We start from the raw sequence: 4,212 nt of genomic DNA, 5'->3' as shown, positions 1-4,212 counted from the left end.
GGTCCCCATAGGACAAAAAGTGTCCTATGGGGACCCCTCATGACATCCGGGGCAGGGGCAGGGGCCGGGACCGGAGCGGACCGGAGCGGACCGCACGGCGGCTCAGGCGGGCTTTTTCTTGCCATACGGATCGCAGCGCGCGGTCCCGAGGTAGATGTCGCCCTTCGCCGGTCCGCCACCCTGCGGGAACAGCTTGATGTGCAACATATGCGTCACGAGGCTCCCGTCGGCCGGTGTCGGCGTGACGGTCTCGTTGACCGTGAGCGACGCCAGCGCGGCCCCGCCCTTCTCGCCGGCGATGGTCAGCCGGTAGTTCTGCGGAACGTTCTCCGGCAGCGTGAACCCGCTGACGTCGCCGAACTCGATGTAGCCGAGGCTGCCGTCCTTGGTGGTGCTGCACTTCGCCTTGAACATGCGGACCCCGATGACCGGGCCGCCGAACTGCTTGAGCACGGTGGTCTCGAACCGCCGTCCGGACGCCTCGCCGACCGCCACCGCGCCGGTGCGGCCGCAGGACGAGTCGCCACCGGCGAACCGCGCGAAGTCACCGATGAACCCGCCGCGCGCCTTCGCGGTCAAGGGCCCGTCGACGTCGCACGGCGCGAGATCGCCCGTGACGACGTGCTCGTCGCCGACCTCCACGTCGAGCGATCCGACCGACGCCGACGCCGTCGCGGGCGCCGCTTCGGCCGACGCCGACGCCGTACCTCCCGCCACCAGCGCTCCGGTCAGCATCGTCACCGACAGCAGTCGCCGCGCCGTCTTGGGTTTCGTCATGCTGGCAGCTTCCAGCAAGGCACTGACCGGCGCAGGGTCACGCCACCCGGACGAGTGGACCGGCGATGACCGTGAGGTGGCCGACATTCGGTCCGCGACCCGGCGTCTGGCGTTAACCTCGGTTCACATTTGTGTACTCATAGGAGGTCTGAGTGTCTTCGCTGTCTGTGGCCGACCGTCGTGCGGTCCTCGCCGACCTCGTTCCCGGCGCACTGGTCCGTGACGCGATCCTGGTCGCCGGTGGTGCCGTCCTGACCGGCGCGGCCGCGCAGATCATGATCCCCGTTCCGGGCTCGCCGGTGCCGATGACCGGCCAGACGTTCGCCGCCCTGCTGGTCGGCGCGGCGCTCGGCTGGAAGCGCGGCGCGCTGTCGATGGCGCTGTACCTCGCCGTCGGCGCGGCGGGCTTCGGTTGGTTCCAGAGCGGCTCGTCCGGCCTGTTCGGCCCGAGCGCCGGCTACATCGTCGGGTTCGTCTTCGCCGGTGCACTGGTGGGCGCGCTCGCCGGCCGCGGCGGCGACCGTACGCCGCTGCGCACCGCGGGCACGATGGTGCTCGGCAACCTCGTCATCTACTCGATCGGCGTGCCGTGGCTGATGGCTTCGACCGGGTACAGCCTGTCGACCGCGCTCGGGAAGGGCGTCGTCCCGTTCCTCATCGGGGACGCGCTGAAGATCGCCGTCGCGGCGGCGCTGCTTCCGGGCACCTGGGCACTGGTTTCCCGTCTCGGCAAGGACGCGTGACCGGTCCTTTCACCGCCCTCCCGGATGTCATGAAAGGGTCTTTCAAGACGAGAAATGTCTTGAAAGACCCTTTCATGACACCGTGCGGGCGATCTTGACGGTGAGCCCGGCTATCGTCTTGTCCCGTGCCCACCCGTGCTGATTTCCCCGGTGTCCTCGAACTCCTGACCCACGCGGTCGAGTCCGTGGGTGGTGCCGAGCGCGAGGGCCAGGTGCAGATGGCGGACGCGGTCGGTCGCGCCATCCGCACCGGCGAGCACCTGGCCGTGCAGGCGGGCACCGGTACCGGGAAGTCGTTGGCCTACCTCGTTCCCGCGATCCGGCACGCGGTCGAGAAGGAGGCGACGGTGGTGGTCTCGACGGCCACCATCGCGCTGCAGCGCCAGCTCGTCGACCGCGATCTCCCCCGGCTCGCGAAGGCGCTGAAGAAGCCACTCGGCCGCGAGCCCACTTTCGCGATTCTCAAGGGCCGTCGCAACTATCTCTGCCTCCACCGGCTCGATTCCGGCGCGCCGGACGAGCCGGAGGACCAGCAGCTGTTCGACCCGTTCGCGGTCTCCCGGCTGGGCAAGGAGGTCACGCGGCTGCGGGAATGGTCGTCCGACACCGAGACCGGCGACCGCGACGAACTGGTCCCCGGCGTCACGGACCAGGCCTGGCGCCAGGTCTCCGTGACAGCGAGGGAATGCCTGGGTGTTTCTCGCTGCCCCATCGGCACCGACTGCTTCGCCGAACAGGCACGTGCTGAGGCAGGCAAGGCCGACGTCGTCGTCACCAATCACGCGCTGCTGGCGATCGACGCGCTGCAGGGCTACCAGGTCCTGCCCGACCACGATCTGGTGATCATCGACGAGGCGCACGACCTTGTCGATCGCGTGACGTCCGTGGCGACCGGCGAACTGACCAGCGGCATGGTTTCCGCCGCGGCCCGGCGCTGCGGGAAACTGGTCGACGACGAGGTGGCCGATCAGTTGCTGGAGGCGAGCGACGGGCTGGCCCTGATCCTCGACGACCTGCCGTCGGGCCGGATGGACTCACTGCCGCAGGCCCTCACCGGCGCGATCCCGGCGGTCCGCGACGCCGCGCACCGGTGCGTCACCGCACTCGGCAAGGACCGGAAGGAAGAGGTCGAAGGGGCCACGGCCCGCAAACTGGCCCGGTCGCTGCTCGAAGAGGTCCACGACACCGCCGTCCGGCTTCTCGAAGCCTTCGACGACGACAAGGCACATCAGCGCGACGTCGTCTGGCTGACCGGGGACCGCTTCTCCACCAATCCGCGACCGCCCGCGCTGAAGGTCGCCCCGCTCGGGGTGGCAGGCCTGCTGCGCGAGCGCGTCTTCAACCAGCACACGACCGTTCTCACGTCCGCGACACTGACACTGGGCGGCACGTTCGACACCATGGCCCGGCAGTGGGGTCTCCCACCGGGCGGCGCCAGGGTCGAGAAGGCGCCGGGTGCCGCGACCGACAAGGCGGCCCCGGCCGACACCGACGACGCCGATGGCCCGAAGTGGACCGGCCTCGACGTCGGTTCGCCGTTCGACCACAAGCGCAACGGCATCCTGTACCTGGCCAAACATCTGCCGCCGCCGGGCCGGGACGGGCTGCAGCCTTCGACCATGGACGAACTGGCCGAGCTCATCGAGGCCGCGGGCGGGCGCACACTCGGCCTGTTCTCCTCGATGCGCGCCGCCAAACAGGCCACCGAGGAGATGCGGGAGCGGCTCGACCTGCCGATCCTCTGCCAGGGCGACGATTCCACCGGCCTGCTGGTGCAGAAGTTCTCCGAAGACGTGCGCACCTGCCTGTTCGGCACTCTGTCGCTGTGGCAGGGCGTCGACGTGCCCGGCCCGTCGCTCCAGCTCGTCGTGGTCGACCGCATCCCGTTCCCGCGCCCCGACGACCCGGTCTCGTCCGCCCGGCAACGTGCCGTGGAGGCCAGGGGCGGCAACGGTTTCCTCAGTGTCGCGGCCACGCACGCCGCGCTCCTGCTCGCGCAGGGCACCGGACGGCTGCACCGCTCGACGAGTGACCGCGGGGTGGTGGCGATCCTGGATTCGCGGCTGGCCACCGCCCGCTACGGCGGATTCCTGCGTGCCTCGCTGCCGCCGTTCTGGCCGACCACCGACCCGAAGGTCGCCCGCGACGCGCTGCGCCGCCTCGACGCCGCCGCCCCGGCCTGAGTGGTCTGGAACACGGCCGAGTACCGTAAACGGAACGCCGAAGACAGGGAGAACCGGTTGTCCCACGAGTCGCCCAACGCACAATCCCGGACCGTCAGCGTCGATGACACCGGAGTGCGGCGCCAGCTCGCGGACGGCAGCGAAGAAGCCGTCACGTGGTCAGAGCTGTCCGCGGTGGTGGTCAGAGTGATCCCTGAAGGCCCGTGGAAAGAAGACGTCTTCTTCATGCTCGCCGGCGCCGGCGGGAAGGGCACCGCGATCCCCAGCGGCGACCCCGCCGCCGACGCGCTGATCGAGCGGCTGCAAACACTGCCCGGCTTCGACAACGAAAAGTTCATCGAGGCCATGACCACCGACGCCGACGAGGCGTACGTGGTCTGGAGCTCCGAAGGCCACGCCGCCAAGCACTAGCGACACCCAGCGTGCGCCCGCAAGTAGAGGACTAAACGCGGCGTAAGTACATGAAGGCCCCCTTCCTTGCGCTAGGCGCAAGGAAGGGGGCCATCATG

At 69.7% G+C, this 4,212-nt stretch carries 4 protein-coding genes; 3 read left to right on the top strand and 1 reads right to left on the bottom strand.

Annotation, left to right across the window (positions count from 1 at the left end):
- Positions 1-102 precede the first annotated feature (102 nt).
- Positions 103-777: a choice-of-anchor P family protein gene (locus tag AB0M65_RS40390; protein WP_364040808.1), complete on the bottom strand. Its 675-nt coding sequence runs from the start codon at positions 775-777 to the stop codon at positions 103-105.
- A 152-nt stretch (positions 778-929) separates the two neighbouring features.
- Between AB0M65_RS40390 and AB0M65_RS40385 the strand changes: the two genes are divergently transcribed.
- From AB0M65_RS40385 to AB0M65_RS40375, 3 genes are all read left to right on the top strand, one after another.
- Positions 930-1,520, top strand: a complete 591-nt coding sequence (locus tag AB0M65_RS40385; RefSeq protein WP_364040805.1) for a biotin transporter BioY — start codon at positions 930-932, stop codon at positions 1,518-1,520.
- A 125-nt stretch (positions 1,521-1,645) separates the two neighbouring features.
- Positions 1,646-3,703: an ATP-dependent DNA helicase gene (locus tag AB0M65_RS40380; RefSeq protein ID WP_364040802.1), complete on the top strand. Its 2,058-nt coding sequence runs from the start codon at positions 1,646-1,648 to the stop codon at positions 3,701-3,703.
- 57 nt (positions 3,704-3,760) lie between these two features.
- Complete coding sequence (locus AB0M65_RS40375; RefSeq protein WP_364040800.1) at positions 3,761-4,114, top strand: hypothetical protein; 354 nt, start codon at positions 3,761-3,763, stop codon at positions 4,112-4,114.
- Positions 4,115-4,212: the final 98 nt, after the last annotated feature.

The sequence above is a fragment of the Amycolatopsis sp. NPDC051071 genome (assembly GCF_040682875.1).
Classification (GTDB): Bacteria; Actinomycetota; Actinomycetes; order Mycobacteriales; family Pseudonocardiaceae; genus Amycolatopsis.
The sequence above is the reverse complement of the archived record's forward strand: the minus strand, read 5'-3'. Positions and strand labels throughout refer to the sequence as shown.